This window comes from Bittarella massiliensis (ex Durand et al. 2017) (assembly GCF_017566145.1).
GTDB lineage: Bacteria > Bacillota > Clostridia > Oscillospirales > Ruminococcaceae > Bittarella > Bittarella massiliensis_A.
This window is the reverse complement of sequence record NZ_JABFCL010000339.1, coordinates 1-213: the sequence shown is the minus strand read 5'-3', so window position 1 is coordinate 213 and position 213 is coordinate 1. Positions and strand designations below refer to the sequence as shown.

General features: G+C 46.9%; 1 pseudogene. It reads right to left on the bottom strand.

What is annotated here, in order from left to right:
• Nucleotides 1-213, bottom strand: a pseudogene (locus HJY11_RS14580) (cell division protein); the annotation flags it as partial.

Below are 213 nucleotides of genomic sequence, written 5' to 3'. Positions count from 1 at the left end.
AGATAGCCATGAATCCAATCCCTGTCACCGCCATCCATATGAACTGGGCATATTTCGGACTGGCGGTAAAGATCAGGATCACGGCAATGCCAAGAATAATCACCGCCGTGCTTAAGTTGCTGGCCCCCACAAGTCCTACAACAGGAAGGGCAAACAGCATGATCCTGAATAATGTGGTAAGCTTTCCGATTTTTTTGACGTTTTTTGTCACCA